Source organism: Neisseria sp. DTU_2020_1000833_1_SI_GRL_NUU_006, from assembly GCA_032388755.1.
In the GTDB taxonomy this organism is placed as follows: Bacteria; Pseudomonadota; Gammaproteobacteria; order Burkholderiales; family Neisseriaceae; genus Neisseria; species Neisseria sicca_C.
Map to the genome: position 1 here is coordinate 1,750,039 of CP135593.1, position 21,472 is coordinate 1,771,510.

15 protein-coding genes and 1 pseudogene are annotated in these 21,472 nt (G+C 51.3%); 1 reads left to right on the forward strand and 15 read right to left on the reverse strand.

Translation table 11 applies throughout. The annotated features are described in order from the left end of the window. Window positions 1-161: 161 nt before the first annotated feature. The 14 genes from RSJ68_08490 to pnuC all read right to left on the reverse strand — a co-directional run bounded on the left by RSJ68_08490 (window position 162) and on the right by pnuC (window position 20,008). A complete protein-coding gene (locus tag RSJ68_08490; protein ID WNU96481.1) occupies window positions 162-1,691 on the reverse strand; it encodes a DHA2 family efflux MFS transporter permease subunit in 1,530 nt (509 codons plus the stop codon). 187 nt (window positions 1,692-1,878) lie between these two features. Further along, complete coding sequence (locus RSJ68_08495; GenBank protein WNU98379.1) at window positions 1,879-3,009, reverse strand: HlyD family efflux transporter periplasmic adaptor subunit; 1,131 nt, start codon at window positions 3,007-3,009, stop codon at window positions 1,879-1,881. 740 nt (window positions 3,010-3,749) lie between these two features. Further along, window positions 3,750-4,961 (reverse strand): acetate kinase, encoded by a 1,212-nt coding sequence (locus tag RSJ68_08500; protein ID WNU96482.1) that lies wholly within the window; start codon window positions 4,959-4,961, stop codon window positions 3,750-3,752. 307 nt (window positions 4,962-5,268) lie between these two features. Continuing rightward, complete coding sequence (prpF, locus tag RSJ68_08505; GenBank protein WNU96483.1) at window positions 5,269-6,438, reverse strand: 2-methylaconitate cis-trans isomerase PrpF; 1,170 nt, start codon at window positions 6,436-6,438, stop codon at window positions 5,269-5,271. A gap of 407 nt (window positions 6,439-6,845) precedes the next feature. Next, window positions 6,846-9,455 carry a Fe/S-dependent 2-methylisocitrate dehydratase AcnD gene (acnD, locus tag RSJ68_08510; protein WNU96484.1) on the reverse strand — a complete coding sequence of 870 codons (2,610 nt, stop codon included), beginning with the start codon at window positions 9,453-9,455 and terminating at the stop codon, window positions 6,846-6,848. A 101-nt stretch (window positions 9,456-9,556) separates the two neighbouring features. Further along, window positions 9,557-10,762, reverse strand: a complete 1,206-nt coding sequence (locus RSJ68_08515) for a DUF819 family protein (protein ID WNU96485.1) — start codon at window positions 10,760-10,762, stop codon at window positions 9,557-9,559. Between the two features lie 25 nt (window positions 10,763-10,787). Further along, a complete protein-coding gene (locus RSJ68_08520) occupies window positions 10,788-11,510 on the reverse strand; it encodes a M15 family metallopeptidase (protein WNU96486.1) in 723 nt (240 codons plus the stop codon). Window positions 11,511-11,602: 92 nt separating this feature from the next. After that, complete coding sequence (prpC, locus tag RSJ68_08525) at window positions 11,603-12,757, reverse strand: 2-methylcitrate synthase (GenBank protein WNU96487.1); 1,155 nt, start codon at window positions 12,755-12,757, stop codon at window positions 11,603-11,605. A gap of 82 nt (window positions 12,758-12,839) precedes the next feature. Continuing rightward, the gene (gene prpB, locus RSJ68_08530; GenBank protein WNU96488.1) at window positions 12,840-13,715 is read right to left on the reverse strand and encodes a methylisocitrate lyase; all 876 of its coding nucleotides are present in this window, start codon (window positions 13,713-13,715) and stop codon (window positions 12,840-12,842) included. 1,186 nt (window positions 13,716-14,901) lie between these two features. Beyond that, complete coding sequence (locus RSJ68_08535) at window positions 14,902-16,335, reverse strand: MFS transporter (protein WNU96489.1); 1,434 nt, start codon at window positions 16,333-16,335, stop codon at window positions 14,902-14,904. A gap of 486 nt (window positions 16,336-16,821) precedes the next feature. After that, window positions 16,822-17,592, reverse strand: coding sequence for a TIGR03915 family putative DNA repair protein (locus tag RSJ68_08540; GenBank protein WNU96490.1), 771 nt, complete (start codon window positions 17,590-17,592; stop codon window positions 16,822-16,824). 19 nt (window positions 17,593-17,611) lie between these two features. Next, window positions 17,612-18,874 (reverse strand): putative DNA modification/repair radical SAM protein, encoded by a 1,263-nt coding sequence (locus RSJ68_08545; GenBank protein WNU96491.1) that lies wholly within the window; start codon window positions 18,872-18,874, stop codon window positions 17,612-17,614. A 122-nt stretch (window positions 18,875-18,996) separates the two neighbouring features. Continuing rightward, window positions 18,997-19,161 (reverse strand): hypothetical protein, encoded by a 165-nt coding sequence (locus RSJ68_08550; GenBank protein WNU98412.1) that lies wholly within the window; start codon window positions 19,159-19,161, stop codon window positions 18,997-18,999. Window positions 19,162-19,294: 133 nt separating this feature from the next. Beyond that, complete coding sequence (gene pnuC / locus RSJ68_08555) at window positions 19,295-20,008, reverse strand: nicotinamide riboside transporter PnuC (protein WNU96492.1); 714 nt, start codon at window positions 20,006-20,008, stop codon at window positions 19,295-19,297. A gap of 395 nt (window positions 20,009-20,403) precedes the next feature. Here pnuC and RSJ68_08560 point away from each other — a divergent pair, with 395 nt between their 5' ends. Beyond that, window positions 20,404-20,970 carry an NADPH-dependent FMN reductase gene (locus RSJ68_08560; GenBank protein ID WNU96493.1) on the forward strand — a complete coding sequence of 189 codons (567 nt, stop codon included), beginning with the start codon at window positions 20,404-20,406 and terminating at the stop codon, window positions 20,968-20,970. 207 nt (window positions 20,971-21,177) lie between these two features. Here RSJ68_08560 and RSJ68_08565 read toward each other — a convergent pair. After that, a pseudogene (locus RSJ68_08565) lies at window positions 21,178-21,471 on the reverse strand (phage virion morphogenesis protein). Window position 21,472 lies beyond the last annotated feature (1 nt).

The following is a 21,472-nucleotide window of genomic DNA, read 5'->3' on the forward strand; positions in this document are numbered from 1 at the left end:
TGTTTTCGCGAAACGCTTTGACCGCGAAATGAATGAGGCGAAATTATAGCGGATTTCCAAAGCTTCTGCATATGAAAAGGTCGTCTGAAACTGTCGTTACCGTTTTAAGACGAACTTTTCTCTCGAATTAGCGATTCCAGTTCCTTCCGCAGCAACACTCATTAATGCCCTCCTCCGCCTCCGTCGTGATGGAAAGGCGGCTTCGCCAGCCAAATAATGGGAATCATGATAATGAACAAGATACTGCCCGCCAAAAATATCTCATTCGAGCCAACGATAAAACCCTGTTGAGTAATGGTGCTGTTTATCAGACCCACTGCCTGCCCTCCGTTCAAACCCGCTTCCGCCATCTGACGGACTGCTTCGGCGGTATCCGGAGAATACGGCGTGATATGTTCGGTCAGTTGCGTATGATGTAAAGCCTCCCGCCGCTCCCACATGGTACTGACGACAGACACACCGACACCACCCATAAAGACACGCAGAAAATTCGACAAACTGCTTGCCGATGCGATTTGCGGACCTTTCATGTGCGACAGAGTAATGGTAGTCAGCGGCAGGAAGAACATGGCCACACCCAAACCCTGCCAAAACTGCGGCCAGACAACGCTGCTCATGTCCATTCCTGCATAAAAATCCGTCCGCCAATGAAAAGTAAAGGCAAACATCAAAAAACTACCGGTAACCAACAGGCGCATATCGATTTTATTGCCGAACCGCCCTATCAAAGGAGATAGGAAAATCGGCAGAAATCCGATAGGCGCAGCTGCCAATCCCGCCCATGTGGCGGTATAACCGAGGTTGGACTGCAACACCAGCGGTAAAAGCGTCAACGTGCCCATATACACCATAAACCCGAGCGAAGTCGTCAGGACGCCGATGGTGAAGTTGCGGTTTTTAAACAAAGACAAATCGACAATCGGATATTTTTCATCCAATTCCCAAACGATGAAATAAGTCAGGCATACCGTTGCAACGACTGCCAATACGATAATTTCACCCGATGCGAACCAATCGAGCTCTTTCCCCCTGTCCAACATCATTTGCAACGAGCCGATACCGACGATCATCAAAATCAGCCCCGTGTAATCAATAGGTGTTTTAACCGTATCGGTTTCACGGTCGCGCAGTTGCTGCCAGGCAATTAACGCAGACAAAATGCCGATAGGGATATTGATGAAGAATATCCAACCCCAATGCCAGTTGTCCGAAATCCAGCCACCGAAAATCGGCCCTAAAACAGGGGCGACTACGACTGTCATTGCCCAGAGTGCCAATGCCAAAGTCCGCTTCTCGAGCGGGTAAGATGCCATCAGAAGGCTTTGGGACAAAGGAATCAGCGGCCCCGCTACAAAACCCTGCAAAATACGGAAGAGCACCAAGGTTTGCAAATTCGGTGAAATACCGCACAGCCAAGATGTAATCACGAAGCCGATGACTGATCCGACAAACAGCCGCACTTCACCCATCCGCTTCGCAAGAAACCCTGTCAGCGGTACAGAAATGGCATTTGCCACGGCAAATGATGTAATCACCCAGGTACCCTGTGTCGTTGCCGCACCCAAATTACCGGCAATAACGGGGACGGCAACATTGGCAATCGTCGTATCCAATACTTCCATAAAGACGGCCAGGCTCAGCGACAATGTAACCAAGACCAACCTGATGCCTGTCAACGGCGGATAATTCATCAAAATCTTCCTTCACTGCCGACATTGCCACTCCCGCTTTTAACCTAGGCGGGGTTTGCCGTATCGACTTTCTCTTGAAACAGAATGAGCAAGTCCCTCATCCTGATCGCACTACTTATTTCACTAATTTGCCGGATATGAACGTTTCAGACGACCTGTCGGGATACCGAAGGTCGTCTGAAACAGGTTATTTGGCGTATTTTTCAAAAATCTTATCGATTAATGCATTAGCCGCCGCCCAATCTACGCTGTCCGTTTCCGGGGCTGCCGAATTTTTCACGGCGGCCGCCGTCATCGGCTTGCCCGAACCCGCTTCGGCAATATCGACTTTGACTGTCATAGAAAGACCGACGCGCAAGGGGTTTGCTTTCAATTCGTTAGGATCCAGGCTGATTCTGACCGGTACGCGCTGAACGACTTTAATCCAGTTGCCCGTTGCGTTTTGCGGCGGCAAAAGCGAAAACGCGCTGCCCGTCCCTGCGGACAAGCCCATGACTTTACCGTGGTAAACCACTTTTTTGCCGTACAAATCGGCAGTCATTTCCACAGGCTGTCCGATTTTCATTTTTCGTAATTGCGATTCTTTAAAATTGGCATCCACCCACAAATCCGTCAGGGGAACAACTGCCATCAACGCCGCGCCTTGCGAAATTCTCTGTCCGACTTGGACATTGCGTTTGGCAATCTGCCCGCCCATAGGCGCGCGGATTTGTGTACGCTGCAAATTCAGCCAGGCATCTTTAATCTTGCTCACTGCTGTTTGAACGGCAGGTTGCTCACGCACTGGAATATTGTTACCCAACGCAGCCTGAGCCGAAGCCTCTTCCGCTTCCACTGCTTTCAATGCTGCTTGCGCCTGAACGACCGCCGCCCGGGCATGGCTCAACTCCTCACCGGAAATGGCATCCGTACCGGATAGGGCCTCCCGGCGCCGCAAATCTGCCTGAGCGCGTGCCAAATCGGCTTTACGCAGCAACACTTGCGCCCTCGCCTGGGAATTGACTGCCGTCTGCTGCTTGTTTTGACGGATTGCCTGAATCAGCTCGTTTTGCGCCCTGTCATACGCCAGCTGGAAATCACTGTCGTCCAGAGTAACCAAAACATCGCCTTTTTTCACAACATCCGTGTCGTCAAACATGACTTTGCGCACTGTCCCGCCAACTTGCGGCGTAATCTGAACCAAATATCCCGCAACATATGCGTCTTCAGTTGTTTCTTCGTGCTGCCAAAACAAAACATAAGCAAATGCCACGCCAATAGCCGCCAAAACAAATAGCAGCGTAACCACTGCCATATTCCGCTTGCACCTGTTCGGCATTTTGACCGGTTTGCCCAATGTGTCGGGAGTTTGCCCGCCGTTTGCTGACTTTGTTTCCATGATTTACTTTACCCGAGCATTAAACTAACAGGCTTTCTACAAAACTAACATCCGAATCTTGGATAAATCCGCAGCCGCTCCGATTTACCTTGATTTCAAAAACAAGACCAATCTGAAGATTCGCATAAAGCCTAATATCGAATATTATTTATGTTTATTAAATAATAATATCTTATTGATTTTATTTAAACGTCAAATAAGATATAGGAAAACGGGCATTCTATATCCGCACCATTACTCAATCAAGTAACTATTTTAAATGGAATATAATAAACTTCCCCTTTTATAATCTATCGTCATCTTTCGTTATCTAACCCAATGACTATTCAAGCATGATCGGCAGGTATTCTAATTTTGATTGAAATGTAAAACCTGTCTGAACTACGTTTAATTGTTACTTACTTACCCCCTTTAATTTCTTAAGAAACTATTTCAAGGTTTGAAATTGATGCGATGATAAACATCTATTCTTGAAATTTAACTTTTTCCTGAGTCGGGAAAGTATCTGTTTCATAACCTTGCTTTTAAGCTGAAAAACATCCCCTACCCTCTTAGTTCTCTTCCAAATAACAAAGAAAAGCATAAGATCGTCTTTCCAAACAAAGAGGTCGTCTGAAACCTATCTTTCAGACGACCTCTTTTCTATTTCATTGTTATTTCAACAACGTATTGCCTCAACCTCAGCCTGCTTCTTGCAAAAAGCCTGCCAGTTCGGCGGTGTCGAGTGCGATCATCAGTTCTTCGTTAGTCGGCACGACCAAAACGGCAGGATTGGAACCTGTCGGGCTGATGATGCCTGAGTTGCCGTAGCGTTTTTCCATATTGGCTTTGGTGTCGATGTGCAGACCCAAGTAGTCGAGGTAGGAAACGGTTTTGGCGCGGATGTTGCGTGAGTTTTCGCCGATGCCGCCGGTGAAGACGAGGGCATCTATGCCGCCGCAGGCGACCGACATCGAGGCGATGTATTTGGCGAGGCGGTAGGTCATGACTTCGAGGGCGAGGCGTGCGCCTTCGTGGCCTTCGTCGGCGGCGATTTCGAGGGTACGGCAGTCGTTGGAGAGTTCGGAGATGCCGAGCAATCCTGATTTTTTGTTCAACATTTCATCGACTTGCTCGATATTCATGCCGGCATGGGCGGTCAGGTAGCTGTACACGCCGGGGTCGATGTCGCCGCAGCGGGTGCCCATGACAAGGCCTTCGATGGGGGTGAAGCCCATGCTGGTATCGACGGATTTGCCGTTTCGGATGGCGGTGATGGACGCGCCGTTGCCGAGGTGGGCGACAATCATGCGCAAATCTTCCAGCGGTTTGCCCAGAATCCGCGCGGCTTCGGGGGCGACGTAGCGCATACTGGTGCCGTGGAAGCCGTAGCGGCGGAAAGCGTATTTTTTGCGCAATTCGCGCGGTACGGCGTAGGTGTAGGCGCGTTCGGGCATGGTTTGGTGGAACGAGGTGTCCATCACGCCGACGTTGGGCAGACCGGGGAAGTGTTCCTGCGCGGCGAGGATGCCGCTGATGTTGGCGGGGTTGTGCAGCGGGGCGAGCGGGATGCAGGCTTTCAGTTCGTCGAGGACGTCTTGGTCGATGAGGACGGACTCGTGATATTTTTCGCCGCCGTGGGCGATGCGGTGGCCGATGGCTTTGATGCGGTCGTGCAGGCCGTGTTTTTCCAGTTCGTTCAACAGCATACCCACCGCGCCGGCGTGGCAGTTGCGGCCGGTCAGGGGAACTTGGCGTTTGTTGCCGTCTTTGTTGAAGGTGATGACGGCTTCGGGTGTGGTCAGGCGTTCGCCGAGGCAGCTTAGGACGACGCTGCCACTTTTGCGGTCGATAACGGCACCTTTGAGCGAGGAACTGCCGCAGTTCAGGACGAGGATGAGTTGGTCGGACATGATATTTCTCCTTGTAGTTTGTGGTTGTTTTTTTGGTGGGGTCGTCTGAAAAAGGATGGGCGTTGGGCGGGGTGTGTTTCAGACGACCTTTTGGGCAAGCTTATGCCGCATTTTCTATCGTCATTCCCGCGCAGGCGGGAATCCATATTTGCTAACAAGCAAGCTCTGATAAAAATCAGGAAACAGAATATCGACCGTGGATTCCCGCCTGCGCGGGAATGACGGCGATTAGGCTATTCGGCTTTATTGCAATCCTTTATCAAATGTCGTCTGAAACAGTGGACAGTGATGTCCGTCCTACATGATTTCAAAAACAATCATCGGGAACGCGCACCCGACCTTCCATAATCACGCGCGCGCTGCGGCTCATGACGGCTTTTTTCACTGCCCAGATGCCGTCCGAACATTCTGCCGCCGCGCCGACGCGCAATGTGCCGGAAGGATGGCCGAAGCGCACTTCGTTACGCGTTCCGCCGCCGGCGGCGAGGTTGACCAACGTGCCGGGGACGGCGGCGGCGGCGGCGATGGCGACCGAGGCGGTGCCCATCATGGCGTGGTGCAGTTTGCCCATGCTCAGGGCGCGTACCAGCAAATCGATGTCGGCGGCGTTCACGGTTTTGCCGCTGGAGGCGGTGTAATCGGCGGCGGGCGCGACGAAGGCGACTTTCGGCGTGTGCGCACGGGCGGCGGCTTCGGATACGTCGTTAATCAAGCCCATTTTCAGCGCACCGTAAGCGCGGATTTTCTCGAATTTTTCCAGAGCGGCGGCATCGTTGTTGATGTCGTCCTGCAACTCTTTGCCCGTGTAGCCCAAGTCGGCGGCGTTCAGGAAAACGGTCGGAATGCCCGCGTTGATAAACGTGGCTTTCAGACGACCTATGTCCGGAACGTCCAGCTCGTCCACCAGATTGCCGGTCGGGAACATACTGCCTTCGCCGTCGGCGGGGTCGAGAAATTCAATTTGCACTTCGGCTGCGGGAAAGGTAACGCCGTCCAGCTCAAAATCGCCTGTTTCCAAGACTTCGCCGTTTTGCATCGGAACATGGGCGATGATGGTTTTGCCGATGTTTTTCTGCCAGATTTTCACCGTGCAGATGCCGTCTGAAGGGATTTTGCCTTTATCGACCAAGCCCTGTTCGATGGCGAACGCGCCCACGGCGGCGGTCAGGTTGCCGCAGTTGCCGCTCCAATCGACGAAAGGCTTGTCGATGGAAACTTGCCCGAAGAGGTAATCGACGTCGTGACCGGCACGTTCGGACTTGTCCAAAATCACCGCCTTGCTGGTCGACGAGCTGGCGTTGCCCAAACCGTCTATCTGCTTGCCGTAGGGGTCGGGGCTGCCGAGTACGCGCAACAGGATTTTGTCACGCGCGCTGCCCGCTTCCCGCGCCGCCTCGGGCAGGTCGGAACGTTTGAAAAACACGCCTTTTGATGTGCCGCCGCGGTAGTAAACGGCGGGGATTTTGATTTGCGGCATTTTAGGGTTCTCCTTATGTAGCGTGGGTTCTGCCCACGATTTTTGCCATGTCAATTTAGCCTTTATTTCGCGGGCAAAGCCCACGCTACACCCACTTTCCAAAAGTACATTAGGCTGCCACTCCGACAAAGCCGTTTGATTCCGCAAAATGTCGGGGGTTCGCCCCAATCTACGGCTGCTGTGTTGTGATACGGCAGACTATTAAACCCCGTCATTCCCGCGCAGGCGGGAATCCAGACTTATCCGCACAGAAACTCATCGGATAAAAAGGTTTCCTCAATTCCACTTTCTGGATTCCCGCCTGCGCGGGAATGACGATTTACAGTAGATGCCTGCCATATCGGGAATTACGTGAATGAGCAAAATGTTGGATCCGACCCACGTTACGTCTTATTTTCAGACGACCTCTAAGCCGCATTCCCTTCCAAAAAGTCTTGTGCAAACCGTTGCAGCACGCCGCCGGCTTCGTACACCAGCACTTCCTCTGCGGTATCGAGGCGGCAGGTAACGGGGACTTCGACGGTTTCGCCGTTTTTGCGGTGGATGACGAGGGTCAGGTCGCCGCGCGGTTTGCGTTCGCCGACCACGTCGTAGGTTTCCGTGCCGTCCAGTTGCAGGGTGTGGCGGTTGGTGCCGGGTTTGAATTGCAGCGGCAATACGCCCATGCCGATGAGGTTGGTGCGGTGGATGCGCTCGAAGCCTTCGGCGGCGATGGCTTCCACGCCCGCCAGCCGCACGCCCTTCGCCGCCCAGTCGCGGCTGGAGCCTTGTCCATAGTCCGCGCCGGCGATGATGATGAGCGGCTGTTTGCGGTTCATATAGGTTTCGATGGCTTCCCACATGCGCATGGTTTCGCCTTCGGGTTCGACGCGGGCGAGCGAGCCTTGGCGCACGCTGCCGTCTTCGTTTTTCACCATTTCGTTAAACAATTTCGGATTGGCGAAGGTGGCGCGTTGGGCGGTGAGGTGGTCGCCGCGGTGGGTGGCGTAGGAATTGAAGTCTTCTTCGGGCAAACCCATTTTCGCCAGATATTCGCCTGCCGCACTCGCCGCCAGAATCGCGTTGGAAGGCGAAATGTGGTCGGTGGTGATGTTGTCGGGCAGAATCGCCAAGGGGCGCATTCCCGTCAGGCTGCGTTCGCCCGCCAGCGCGCCTTCCCAATAGGGCGGACGGCGGATATAGGTGGACATCGGACGCCAGTCGTACAGCGGACTCGGGGCTTTTTGCGCCTTGCCAGTGTCGAACATCGGTACATACACGTCGCGGAACTGCTGCGGTTTCACATATTCGGCAACGACGGCATCGATTTCTTCGTCGGTCGGCCAAATGTCTTTCAGGCGGATTTCCTTGCCGTCGTCTGAAATGCCGAGTACGTCGTTTTCAATATCGAAACGGATGCTGCCCGCGACGGCGTAGGCCACCACCAGCGGCGGGCTGGCTAAAAACGCCTGTTTCGCATACGGGTGGATGCGGCCGTCGAAGTTGCGGTTGCCCGACAGTACGGCGGTGGCGTACAAATCGCGGTCTATGATTTCCTGCTGGATTTTCGGGTCGAGCGCGCCGCTCATGCCGTTGCAGGTGGTGCAGGCGAAGGCGACGATGCCGAAGCCGAGTTTTTCCATTTCGGGCAACAGCCCCGCTTCTTTCAAATAGATTTCCGCCACTTTCGAGCCGGGGGCGAACGAGGTTTTAACCCACGGTTTGCGTTTCAGCCCGAAGCGGTTGGCATTGCGCGCCAAGAGTGCGGCGGCAACGACGTTGCGCGGGTTGGAAGTGTTGGTGCAACTGGTAATCGCGGCGATGATGACCGCGCCGTCGGGCATGAGGCCGTCTGAAGGCTCTTCGTAGGGCTTCGCCAGCCCTTTCGCTGCCAAATCGACGGTGGCAAAACGCGCGTGCGGGTTGCTCGGGCCTGCCATGTTGCGCGTTACGCTGCTCAAATCAAACTTCAACACGCGCGGATAAACGGCGGTTTTCAGGTCGTCCGCCCACAGCCCCGCGGTTTTGGCGTAGGTTTCCACCAATTTCACCTGCGCGTCGTCGCGTCCGGTCAGTTTCAAATAATCAATGGTTTGCTCGTCGATGGCGAACATGGCGGCAGTCGCGCCGAACTCCGGCGTCATGTTGGAAATGGTCGCGCGGTCGCCGATGGACAAACTTCTCGCGCCCTCGCCGAAAAATTCGACAAACGCCCCGACTACGCGCTCTTTACGCAGAAACTCGGTCAGCGCCAACACAATATCCGTCGCCGTAATCCCCGCCTGCCGTTTGCCCGTCAGCTCCACGCCGACAATATCGGGCAGGCGCATCATGGACGCGCGTCCCAGCATCACGGTTTCCGCTTCCAAACCGCCCACGCCTACGGAAATCACGCCCAGCGCGTCAACGTGCGGCGTGTGCGAGTCCGTGCCGACGCAGGTGTCGGGGAACGCCACGCCGTTTTTGACTTGGACGACGGGCGACATTTTTTCCAGATTGATTTGATGCATGATGCCGTTGCCCGCCGGAATCACGTCCACATTTTCAAAGGCGGTTTTCGTCCAGTTGATAAAGTGGAAACGGTCTTCGTTGCGGCGGTCTTCGATTTCGCGGTTTTTGCGGAACGCATCGGGATCGTAGCCGCCGCATTCCACCGCCAGCGAGTGGTCGACGATAAGCTGCGTCTGCACCACAGGATTCACTTTGGACGGATCACCGCCCTTCTCTGCAATCGCATCGCGCAAACCCGCCAAATCCACCAGCGCGGTCTGCCCCAAAATATCATGGCACACCACCCGCGCCGGATACCACGGAAAATCGATTTCCTGCTTGCCTTCTATCAACTGGCCCAGCCAGCTTTGCAGCGTCGGCAAATCGACTTTGTCCGCGCGGTTGACCAAGTTCTCCGCCAAAATGCGGCTCGTGTAAGGCAGCTTGTCGTAAGAGCCGGGCTTGATGTCCTCACACGCCGCGCGCGCGTCGTAGTATTCCAAATCCGTACCGGGCAGCGGTTTGCGGTAACGTTGGTTGGCAGCCATGTTCAGTTCTCCTGTGGATCTATTTTTCTTGTGGTTTGGGGTTTCAGACGACGTTTTTGAAGGGGTCGTCTGAAAAGGTTTATGGATTGTTAGATTAGTCTTCAGCTCAATAGGGCATATACAAACGAACCTATATAGTTACCGATAATGTAGCCTACAGTACCAATTAACAAAATCGCACCGACTAAATCACGCCAACCTTTACTGATGGCTAAGGCCGCTGCAGTAGTCGGCCCTCCAATATTGGCATTACAAGCCAATACAATTTCTTCAATACTGAATTTGAACAGCTTGCCTAACACTAACGTCAGCAACAAATTCAATACTGCAATAATCAAAGTAAAAACAAAGAGTAATGGTGCTGTTTTAATAATCAACGGTATAGAGGCAGGAACACCAATCACAACAAAAAACAGATAAATACAATATGTCCCTAATTCTTGACTGCCATCTAATTTTTGAATGCCTTTACGGAAAAATAAAACAACTGTCAATGTAAATGTCGTTAACAGCAAATATTTGTCACTAATTAAACCTGTCAGCATTTTTAATGCAACACCATCAACACTTTGAAAATGATTTTGCAAAAAACTGGATAATGAGAATGAAACTGCGACCAGCAAAATCGATGCAGCCAAAGATAAGGCTATACTCTGTAGTGAAATGGATTTAGGTTTCCAATACTCGGCAGCCTTATTCACACTCGGATCATGATATTCCTGCTCCAATTTATCCTGATATGGACTTCCCCAAACTTTTCTGACCCAATATGAGGAAGAGATACCAATCAAAATAAAAAAGTAACAAGCCATCATCAAATTATCAGCAACTATTGTTGCTGCAATCACATCTTTAGAAGGGTTAAGCTTAGCTGACATGGCTGCAAAATTGACACCACCTCCTGTATAAGAAGCTGAAATCATTCCGGCAACTTTATCCAGCTCAGGAATATAGTTTTTCAATAGTGCAAATGAGACAAGCGTTCCAATGACCGTCCCTAGTGAACTAATCAGGAAAATAAACAGCATACGTCCACTTTCCTTAAATAGAGCATGAAGATCTAATTGAAACAATAACAACGGAATAGCAAGCGGTACAATATAAGACCATACAGCATCAAATACTGGAGCATCTGTGGGAATAACACCCAAATTAGAAGCAATCAACGCAATCAATAAAGCTAATACTGCACCAGGGACTTTCCCAGCCAAGCGACTGTTTTGCTCGATAAAAATTGCAGCAGCGGCAGCCAACATAACAAAAGCCCACAGCAGCAAATGATTATCTGCTGAAATTAAAGTTTGCATTTTTCCTCCCAATTTTTATTTTAATTTAAGTATCCTGCTCTTCTACCGCCCCAAAAACTGCGTTGCTTTGTTGGGTAAAATAAGCCCAATTTTGGTTGCCATAATCGAAATGCCACCATTCGGTTGGCAAATTACTAAATCCTGCCTCTTTCATCGCATGAATCAAAATCCGGCGTAAATTACGAGCAGAGGAGAAATACTCACCTTCTTTCTCTAAAGCATCGCTATAAGATAAATGTCCAGTTGCATCAAACTCACTTCCCATATCCAAACTTTTGCCACTTTTTATATCAAACAATCCGACATCAACAGATCCGCCCGTCAAATGGGGCAAAGGCATTCCTGCCCGATCTGGATCAGCAGCAAAACAGTCCAGTGCTTCTCTAACTTGAACTTCATCATATTCCGGATGGCGTTTTTCAATTTCTTGCTTCATATTTTCTCGTAATGCTCTTTGCACTATGGCAGGACGCCAACCATCAAAAATTTCCAACCCGTACACTTCCGGCAGCAAAGAGACAACCTGAGTCAGCCTATCAGCAACACTTCTACGCAATAAAACAGTATTTATTGCACCTTCAATACCCTGAGAAAAATAAACAGGATTGACACGAATGCGTCCGGTATTACCCACACTGACCAACGGTTCCCCACATTCAGAAATAGGTATTTCTTGTATTTTCTGCCAAACTAATTCTTTGGTATTTTGTACAGGAATACCCGCATAAGACCCCTTGTCCTTATCCATCAAATGTTCCGCATTAATAATGAGTGTGCCAATAAATTCATTAAATTTCTTTTTTCAGACGACCTTGTCCGAACAAGGTCGTCTGAAAATCATCAGCGTTCTTCAATCTCCACAAACGCCAAATCTTCGGGACCGGTGTAATTCGCGCTCGGACGGATGATTTTGCCGTCTTTGCGCTGTTCGAGGACGTGTGCCGCCCAGCCGGTGGAGCGCGAAATCACGAAGAGCGGCGTAAACATGGCGGTCGGTACGCCGAGTTTTTGGTAGGACACGGCGGAGAACCAGTCCAAGTTCGGGAACATTTTTTTCTCTTCCCACATCACGCTCTCCAAGCGTTCGGCGATGTCGAAGAGGCGCATGTCGCCCGCTTCCCGGCTCAAACCGCGCGCCACTTCTTTAATCACGACGTTGCGCGGGTCGGAAATGGTGTAAACCGGATGACCGAACCCGATAACGATTTCTTTGCGGGCGATGCGTTCGCGGATGTCGGCTTCGGCTTCGTCGACGTTGCGGTAGCGTTTTTGGATGTCGTAGGCGACTTCGTTCGCGCCGCCGTGTTTCGGACCTTTGAGCGCGCCGATGGCGCCGGTGATGCAGGAATACATATCCGAACCCGTACCGGCAATCACGCGGGCGGTGAAGGTGGAGGCGTTGAACTCGTGTTCCGCATACAAAATCAGCGAAACGTGCATGGCTTTCACCTGCGATTCGGTCGGGCGTTTGCCGTGCAACAGGTGCAGGAAGTGGCCGCCGATGGTGTCTTCTTTGCTTTCAACGTCGATGCGTTTGCCGTTGTGCGAATATTGATACCAGTAGAGCAGGATGCTGCCGAGGCTGGCGATGAGTTTGTCCGCGATGTCGCGCGCTTCGCTGTCGGGATGGCTTTCGCGTTCGGGATGAACGCAGCCGAGCATGGACACGCCGGTACGCATGACGTCCATCGGATGCGTGTGCGCAGGCAGGCTTTCCAACACTTTAATCACGCGGATAGGCAGGCCGCGCATGGATTTGAGCTTGGCTTTGTAGGCGGCGAGTTCGAATTTGTTGGGCAGATGACCATGAATCAGCAGGTGGGCGACTTCTTCAAACTCGCATTTCTGCGCCAAATCAAGAATGTCATAACCGCGATAACTCAAATCGTTGCCGGTGCGGCCGACGGTACACAGCGCGGTATTGCCCGCCGCCACGCCGGAAAGGGCGACGGATTTTTTCGGTTTGAAAGTCGGGGTTTCTTTAGTTGCAGTCATGGTATTTCTCCTTTGTGTTTTTATGGGATTTTGGTTTTTCAGACGACCTGTTCAAGGTTGAGGGTCGTCTGAAAACGGTTTTTTACTTCTGAAACAATTTATCCAGCTTCTGCTCGAAGTCGTGATAATTCAAATGCTCGTAAAGCTCGGCGCGGGTCTGCATGGTATCGACCACCGCCGCCTGCGTGCCGTCGCGCATAATCGCCTCATAAACCTTCAGCGCGGCCTTGCTCGCGGCGCGGAACGACGAGAGCGGATACAGCACCAGCGACACGCCGTTGTCCGCCAGCTCGCGCTGCGTATAAAGCGGCGTCGCGCCGAATTCGGTAATGTTCGCCAACACGGGCACTTTCACCGCGTCCGCAAATTGCCGGTACATCGCCAAATCCGTCATCGCTTCGGGGAAAATCATGTCCGCGCCCGCTTCCACGCAAGCCTGCGCCCGTTCGATGGCGGCATCCAAACCTTCCACCGCCAGCGCGTCCGTCCGCGCCATAATCACAAAATCCTCATCCACGCGCGCATCCACGGCGGCTTTAATGCGGTCAACCATTTCATCTTTAGAAACAATGGCTTTGTTCGGACGATGCCCGCAACGCTTCTGCGCCACCTGATCTTCGATATGCACCGCCGCCACGCCCGCACGCTCGAAGTTGCGAATCGTGCGCGCGATATTGAACGCCCCGCCCCAGCCGACATCGATGTCCACCAGCAAAGGCGTATCCACATTGTCCGTAATCCGCCGCGCATCAATCAGCACATCCTCCATCGTGGTGATGCCCAAATCCGGAATCCCGCACGAACAGGCCGCCACGCCGCCGCCCGACAGATACACCGCCTTAAACCCGCTCTGCGTCGCCAGCCGCGCAAAATAAGCGTTCACACAGCCGACCACGGCAAGGGGATTCGACTCCTTCACAGCTTGGCGGAAACGGGTGCCGGCAGAAAGTTGGCTCATGGTATTTCTCCTTTGTAGATTAGAATTTTTTCAGTATCGACTTAGCGGCCCAGTTTCCGCAAAACCTGAAACGAACCGTTCAAAAAGAAACAATGCTTGCAAAACCGTTTTCAGACGACCTTTCAAAATCTCAACCCATCAGGTTGTCTGAAAATCAAAATCAATAAAAACAATCAGTTAATAAATCCAACACATACAATTCGGCTGAAGCGGAGGTCTAAGTATTTTTTAATTATTTTAATATTCGGAAGGAAATACAGTGGGAGATACAGAAACTTTAAAACCCGAACCGACCGCAGAAATACGGGAAACCAAATCCGGGCGAAGAGCCGTCAGACCGCCGCGACTGCCCAAAAGCAGACGACGACGGATGCGGCAGAGATAGAAGACGATCTATAACAAGACGGAGAAGTTTGGTACAGATTCATGATAGGGTTCCTTTGTAGTGCAATGTAGTTTTTATAAGTATGGACAAATTTAAAAAATAATTTTCAGGCTGTCAAACACTTTTTCTAAAATATTTTTAAAAAATTCAATCATTAATAAACAATACTTCATAAATAAAACCAAAAACTCCCACCTCAAAACAACCCAAATCTATAACTGACGGAGATTATACCGTTCCAAACCAATCAGAACGATTTTAAACAATCCATTTTAAAAACAAATATAATTAATTCATTTTTTAGGAATTTTTATTCAAACAAGAAAATAGGTATCCAAACCATCCAAACCGCCCGATTTTTTACCCACTCCCTTTTCAGACGACCAGAACCAGAACAACACTCTTATTTAAAAACAACAATAACAATATTTAAAAATGTAGTCATGTGTAGTTTTAAATATAAAAAGGTCGTCTGAAAATCGTAACCCTATGATTTCAGACGACCTCACCCCAGCCGTAGCGTGGGCTCCGCCCACGAAAAAAAAACGCCATATATCGCCCGACTCGGGAACCAAGCCATCAATCCCGTGGGCAAAGCCCACGCTACGATCCGCAGTAGGCATCAAACCGCCCTACCCGCCGCCGCGTTGAATTTGCCCATCAAGGAAAGTTTTGTATTTAATGGGAAAGTTTTTTGCTTATCACAGACTCACGTTCATCCACCATAAAAGTTAAAAAAGGTCGTCTGAAACCCATAACCACATGATTTCAGAAGACCTTTTCACACATTCCCGGTACGCGTTAGGACGCTGTCTGATGCCGTTTCAGGCGCATGGCGAAAAACACCATCACCGCGCCCAACACCAACGCGCTGCCCATCGCCAGATGGATGCCGTCGAGCATGGCCTGTTGCGGCGAGGCGGCGGAGGACAGTTTCTCGCCGATATTGGTCGCGCCGACGAAAAATGCCGCGCCAATCGCGCCGGCAATCGGGTTGATGGTGGTCAGAATCGCCGCGCCGTGGGGATTGAGTTTTTTCGGCAGCGCGTTTAAGCCGTGGGTTTCGCCCGTTACGCAGGCGGATACAGACACCGCCATCAGAGTGAACATGGCGGTCAGCATCATGACTTGCGTGTCAATCCGCAAAAACAGCCACAATACCGCCAGCGACACCGTCAGCATCACCGTGGCGGGCAACACGACAAACCGTCCGCCCTTCTTGTCCAGCAGTTTGCCGAACAAAGGCGCGGCAACCGCCTGGGCGATACTCGCGGGCATCAGAATCAGCCCCGTCGCCGTACCCGTCAGCATCAGCACCTGCTGCGTGTACATCGGCATCATCAGTTCCAAACCTAAAAACAGGAATACCGCGCCCGCCAGAATCACGACGCAGTGGCGGAACTGCCTATATTCAAACGCCCGAAGGTTCAGCAGCGGCGTCGCCAAGCGGGACTGGCGGTATGCGAACCAACCCACCAGCGCGACGGAAACGGCAAACAGCAGGATAAATTCCGCCAGCGGCAGACGGGCGAAATTACTGCTCGCATACACCAGCCCGCCGAAGCCCGCAATCGACAGCACCGCCGACAAAATATCAATCTTCGGACGGCTGATGGTGCTTAAATTGACTGTCAGATATTTGCCCACCAACACCATCGCCGCCAGCATAAACGGCGCGGTAAAGCCGAACAGCACGCGCCAATGTGTGTGGTCGATGATGATGCCCGACAGCGTCGGCCCTATCGCGGGCGCGGCGGTAAACATCATGGTAATCACGCCCATCGCCGTCCCGCGTTTGTTTGGCGGGTAAATCGACAAAATGCCGTTAAACAGAAGCGGCACGAAAAACGCGGCGGACACCGCCTGCACCATCCGCCCCGCGACCAGAATCCCGAAGGTCGGCGCAAACGCGCAAATCAGCGAACCCGCCAGAAACGTCGCCTGCGTAAACAACACCATCTTGCGCGTTTCAAACCATTGAATCACGCCCGCCGTAATCGGCGTGAACGCGCCCATCACCAGCAAAAAGCCCGTCGTCAGCCATTGGACGGTGGTCTTATCGACAACGAAGTCTTTCATAATCGGCGTGAGCGCAACATTTAAAAGCGTGTCGTTGAGATAGCCGAAAAACGCGCCGATAAACAGCGTCGCCACAACGGTTTTGGCAGGGAAATCGGGATTGTCGGCATGGTATTCGTGAGCCGTATCGTCTGTGTCAATATCGGAAGTATGCATAACATCATATTGAAATATTTGAGGAATGCGGATTTTAGCATGGAGATGCAAAAGGTCGTCTGAAACCCCATACCGGATTTTCAGACGACCTTTGAAGCTTGATACTCATTGAGATTTTTACAAAATTCACCTAAATTCCTACTCCGGACATTTAACGCACCGAGGCCATCTGAAACTATAGTGGATTAACAAAAATCAGGACAAAGCGACGAAGCCGCAGACAGTACAGATAGTACGGAACCGATTCACTTGGTGCTTCAGCACCTTAGAGAATCGTTCTCTTTGAGCTAAGGCGAGGCAACGCCGTACCGGTTTAAAGTTAATCCACGATACAACGCGACAATAAAATTATTGGACATGCCGCCGATGAGTAGGGGCTGATATTCAGAGCCGCATGGCCTCCTGCTGAAAAATGTCAGCCTCAAGATAAGTAATAAGTTTATTCGCTATAAAGCCTGTCCGAACCTGTTTTCGATAGGCATTTTTTTATTTTAAAACAGCAGGTTGTTTTTCAGTAAGGTATTTCCAATAGCGTTGCGGCATTTGTTGGCGGTGCAAGCGGGGATTGCGTCGGGATGGAATATTGCTGCTGTTGAAATAGTCCTGCCAAAGGGCTTGGTAACTGCGTTCGTCAGGGGCGTACGCTGTTTGGATGCGGTGGGCTTCAAGCCCGTTGATTGCGTGCAGGCCGTCTGGGTCGCTTAAGATGCCGTAATGGCGCTGCATATCGAATATCGCCCATTGCTGTTGCGGATAACGGCTGCGGAAATGGCGTGTAATCAAGGGCAGCACATCGTATTGAGGTTCGATACGCGCAAGATACAGACCGTCTGCCAGCTCTTCAAAACGGACAAACGCTTCCATCCGGTGTTTTTCATGTCCGACGGTTTTCACCCATTGCGCCCATTGCATCACATCGTAAAGACCGTAATCGCAGAGCACGTCTTTGCGCATCGGACGGGCAAGCATCATGCGGACGATGCGCAGAAAAGTATCGGGCATCTCAGGCAGGTCGATTAGAAAACCATACAGCAGTTTGACCATGCCGCTGCGTCCGATTTGCTGTTCGAGCCGTTTGAAAACGCGCTGGGCGCGTTCGGGGGAGGAGGCAACGGTTTCGCTGCGGCTGAATAAATCCGTATCCTGCACATCATGGGTAATATGCACGTTTTCAGGAGCGTATTTGCAGGCGTAAACATGAAACACGGTGCTCAGCAGTCCGTCGAAGCTGCCGTCGTAGTGCAAAGTGATTTGCATAATGTGGACCTTTTCGCTATCAGCCGAACAAATCGCTTTGCACGGCATCGCTTTGGCTGAATTTGGAGCGTGTGTTTTGTAAAAGCAGGCCGCGTAGTTGAGGGCTGTCGATTAGGTCGGCGTAGCGGTTGGGTTCGGGCAGAGTGATGAAATAGCGCGCGCGGTTTAGCACCACGCCCATTTTGCTCAGTTGTGCCATGGTAATCATGCGGAATCGGCGCGCCTGTACGATTTTGCGGGCGGACTTCACGCCGATACCAGGCACGCGCAAAATCATTTCAAGCGGCGCGTGTTGCAGCGGCACAGGAAACCATTCGCGGTGGCGCAGCGCCCAAGCGAGCTTGGGATCGAAATCCAAGTCGAGAAAAGGTTGCTGTTCGTCTAAGATTTCATGATCGGAAAAACCGTAAAAACGCATCAGCCAATCTGCCTGATAGAGCCGGTTTTCGCGCCGCAGCGGCACTTGTGTCGATAAAGGCGGCAGGCGTTTGTCTTCCAATACCGGTACATAGCCCGAGTAATACACACGTTTGAGACCGTAATGGCGGTAAAACCCGCCTGCGGCGCGGATGATTTGACGGTCGGTTTCGCCTGCCGCGCCGATAATGAACTGCGTGCTTTGTCCGGCAGGGGCGAACTTGGGCGTGGATTTGATGGTTTTGCGGCTGTCGGCAAAGGCGGTGATTTCGTTACGGACAAACGCCATCGGTTGCGTCATGTCGCTGTGGTTTTTTTCGGGCGCGAGCAGCTTGAGGCCGGAAACGGTGGGGATTTCCATGTTGACGCTGAGGCGGTCGGCATACAGCCCGGCTTCGTGCAGGATTTCGGCAGACGCTTTGGGAATGGTTTTGAGATGGATGTAGCCGTGGAATCCGTGTTCTTCGCGCAGTTTTTTAGCAATCCGCACCAAGCGTTCCATGGTGTAGTCGGCGTTTTTGAAGATGCCGGAACTCAAAAACAGTCCTTCGATATAGTTGCGGCGGTAAAAGCTCATGGTCAAATCCACCACTTCATCGACCGTAAACGCCGCGCGTGGGATGTCGTTGCTGCGGCGGGAAGCGCAATAAGCGCAGTCGTAGATGCAATGGTTGGTCAGCAGGATTTTCAGCAGCGATACGCAGCGGCCGTCTTCGGTGAAACTGTGGCAGATGCCCGCGCGCGAAGAGTTGCCCAAGCCCTGCCCGTCGTTGCCGCGCGAACCGCCGCTCGACGAGCAGGAAACATCATATTTGGCGGCATCGGCTAAAATTTCGAGCTTACGGCTGATTTTTTGATAGTCCATAGCTTATCTGTTATTAGAGAAAGTTAAGTTTTTTTATTATAATTGTAAGATTTTATTTAGTCAGCTAAATTTTTCCTTAGTTTAAAGGATGATTCAGACAGACATGATGCCTGTCTAAGCATTTATGAAGGTTTGTAACGCGACAGAATGCTACGTTTTGGATTGAAAGCAAAATGCAAGATATTCGGGTTAAGCAGGAGTATGATGAAAAACGCGCCGATAAACAGCGTCGCCACAATGGTTTTAGAAAGGAAGTTGGGATTGTCGGCGTGGTATCCGTGAGCCATATTTTCTGAGTCAATATCGGAAGCGTTAATATCAACATATTGAAATATTTTAGGCATGCAGATTGGTATGGATATGCAAAAGGTCGTCTGAAACCCGATACCGGATTTTCAGACGACCTTTGCAATTTGATACTTATTGTTCAGAGTACCGTTTTACCAGCTTCGTCCAGTTGATATAGCCGTAAACCGAATTGCACAAATACATGACGTACATCAGCAAAAGTGGCAGGCTCGTTTCTCCGTTTTTGAACCATGCCGCAGCCCACAGCGAAATCGTCAGGATATTGACCACAATCCACAATGCCCATTGCTCGCGATAGCGCAGAATCATCAAAACCTGAGCCACAATCGACACGACGACCGTTACGCCGTCGAGGGTCGGCAACGCGCTGCCTAAGTGGTGCAGCCATTCGATATATGCCGAAGTCCCCACAACGGACACGGCAACCACCAGCAACCACTGCCTGACCGTCAACGCCTTCGCCTTCACTTCCTCCGTTTCCGCCGTTTCGCCCAGAGCCATATGTCTGCGCCACATAGCGAAACCGACAAACTGGACAGGCACATACACCAATAAATTCAGCATCATCTCGCCGTAGAGCTTAAACGTATAGGAAACATAAGCATACAGCGATACGGAAATCAGCCCAAACAAATAATTGCTGATTTTCCCTTTACCGACGAAGACGACGCACAAAATGCCCGTTACCGCCGCAATGCTCGCCAGCCATGAGTCAGGATTGAAGACGAACACGACCGCCTGTATCCCCAAAAACATCAGCAGCCACACCGCTTCGAAATGCGTCCAACCGCCGAACAATTCGCGTTTCCACCAGTCTAATGACATGATTTTTCCCTCTTTTTTCTTTATTGATGCTCGATGTGGGATGCCTCTCAAACCCAAAAATCCATCCCATATTGCATATGTTTTACATTATGCGTAAGTTTCAATTCGCACGCAATAAAATAATTACTAAAGTTATATATCTAATTAAAACTGTTGTCCAAGGAATACAGTGAATCCGAAAAAAACAAGGCTTTCCATCTGTCGATATGTCTTCAAGCAACTGAATTTTCATCAAAATTCCCATAACAACCGCAAAGAAACGAAATCTCAGCGTGTACGACCTGCCCGTAGATAAAGCCGCCTTAACGCGATGCCCTAATCTTGACCGTTATCCGCACCCATTTTAAAATGAATTTACGAATCGTTTTTATTTTTACACAATCAGGAGAAAATTCATGGCAAAAAAAGTCAGCATTTTAGTAGGCAGCCTGCGTAAAGGCTCGTTTGCCCGCAAAGTGGCGCAAAACGTCATCCCCATGTTCCCCGAAGGCTACGAAGCCCAAATCGTCGAAATCGGCGGCTTGCCGCTCTACAATTTCGACTACGACGACCCCGCCGAAACCGACTTCCCCACGCCCGAAAGCTACACTGCCTTCCGCGAAACCATCAAAGCCTCCGCCGGCGTATTGTTCGTTACCCCCGAAAACAACCGCACCGTCCCCGCCTGCCTGAAAAACGCAATAGACATCGGCTCCAAGCCCAACGCCGACGTCGCCTGGAAAAACACGCCCGCAGGCATCATCAGCCATTCCGTCGGCAAAATGGGCGGTTACAGTTCGCAAAAAAACCTGCGCCTCGCCTTGTCCTACTTCAATATGCCGCTGACCGGACAGCCCGAAGTCTTCCTCGGCAACTCCCCCACCCTGTTTGACGATAACGGCAAACTCATCGAATCGGCACGCAGCTTCGTCCAAGGCTATATCGACCAACTCGTCGCCCTGATCGAGAAAAATCCTAAATAAGCCGTCATCTATTCCGTCAAAGCATTTCCATAAAAAAGGTCGTCTGAAAACCCATACTGAAACCCAATGAGATAAATATATAGGAATGATGAGATAAATGGGAAGAAGTGGGATGATGGGGGATTAGGCGGGATGGAAAAAGTGAAAAAGAGTTGCAAATAGTGAAACAAAAAACGGACGGTTTTTTTTCTCGTCCGTTTTTTGTTGTCAGAGTCCTTTTTTGAGGGCGGCGATGGCGATGTCTAGGATTCGGCGTTCGGCGTCTGGTTGGGGTTGGTTGTTGCCGTTGATGGGGAGATAGGGGCGCGCGGGGAGGTTGGTTTTGTGGCCGCGGCCTGCTTGACCGCCGAGGTGGTGGATGGCGGCGTATTTTTTGTTGCTGCCGATGCGGGCATAGTTGCTGCCGACCTGTGTGGTCAGGCTGGCGGTAAGTTGCCCGCTTTTTTGCAGGGTCTTGCCTCCCTCGTCTGCGGCGCGCCGGCTTTGTCTCCATCGCTGTCCG